This is a genomic window from Roseateles sp. YR242, from assembly GCF_900109745.1.
Taxonomy (GTDB): Bacteria; Pseudomonadota; Gammaproteobacteria; order Burkholderiales; family Burkholderiaceae_C; genus Roseateles.
Map to the genome: position 1 here is coordinate 1 of NZ_FOAV01000036.1, position 1,389 is coordinate 1,389.

Consider the following 1,389-nt stretch of genomic DNA (forward strand, 5'->3'; position numbering starts at 1 on the left):
CTTCCGTCACTACGTTCCCACGTTCGTCTACGTGGGAACGTACGTTGTCAGCTCACGGCCCGCAGCTCAAGGACGCGGTTCATTGACCGCTTACATTTCATCGATTCACCGAGCGATCTGCTTTGGCGGGTGCTCCGGTGTGAGGCCATCGTCGATCTAACGACGGCTTCTAGCCTCCACCACGGGTGCTCATGTGGAAGAACCCGATTCGATTGATTCGAGCGAGCGGATGTAGGGCAACACGTTTGGATGCGCGTTGACCCAACTTTGGCCAACGAATGTGGCTACCGATCCCTCGCCGATAACGCTAGAAATTGATCCTGAAGCGAAAGCTGCTTGCAGAAGCAAGTGTGATGTGTGCATCACCTGTTCGCTTTCATCGGCGTCGGCTCCGCTCATTTCTTTTCCCCACTCCTTTTGAATGGCTGAAATGAGCTTCCCTGTGGCCTTCTCAAGTGGGCTTCGGTCTCGTGGCATGGGCATTAGTGTCGAAGTTCAGTGAGTTCTGAACTCTGCTCAACGTCGGATCAAGTACTTACGAGAACCCAGCTCGTCGACTTCTGAACTGCTTGCTCGTTCAGTTCTGAACTTTCCGGGGTTTTGTTCATTCAGTTCTGAACTTTTCCACGAGGCGCGGTTTGGCGGCCTCGGAGGACCCCAAGTGAGCTGCGTTTCACTGGACTGGCGCACCACAAGATGGCTTCCGTGCGCGTGCGATTGCGGTTTGGAGATCAGTTACAGGCCCGGCAGCCTTGGCGGCACTGCTCTGTGCGTCAAAGTCGGCGCTGTTTTGGGTGAGTCGGTCGAGCCATGGCGAAGAGACGCGCATGGGCACTTTCTATTGAGCGTAGCCGGAACGCCCTCGCTGGCTTGCAGGCGACGATCATTGGGACGATGACCTTCATTCAACCAACAGCGATGCGGTAATCTGCCACTGGCTTGACCCAAGGTCCAGCCTGCCCTTGCCATCCCGGATGGCTTGGGGTCAGCGGCGGATGCTCCGTCGAATAGGGACACGGGTGCGAGGTCCATATATGGCCAAGCTTCTCACCGAGCGACGCACGCGTGCGGACAACAGCCGTCCGTGAACTCGCCCCTTCGGCCGACTCATAAAGCCAATTTGACCGTCCTGCGCGAAAAAGTAAACCCGCTGGCCCAGATGGAGATCTGGCGTATCAGGCGGAAGGGCAATACGGCCCCCGCGTTGGACAAACGCAGAATACCGGCTCTTAACGGAGTAGGGGCGCGTGGACTTCATTAACAAGCTCCTGTGGGTGAGGCCTCTCCTGAGTGAAATGAACCGCCCCGGCAATCGCGGAGGCCTGTTGGTTTAAGTCAGACGGTCGCGGCCTGACCAGCGCGTTGTCGATGGTAGTTGGCCTCGAACTC

At 57.2% G+C, this 1,389-nt stretch carries 1 protein-coding gene; it reads right to left on the reverse strand.

The window, feature by feature from the left end; all coding sequences use genetic code 11:
• Positions 1-189 precede the first annotated feature (189 nt).
• Entirely contained in the window at positions 190-399 is a 210-nt protein-coding gene (locus BMY53_RS26230; RefSeq protein WP_218151307.1) for a hypothetical protein, read from the reverse strand.
• Positions 400-1,389: the final 990 nt, after the last annotated feature.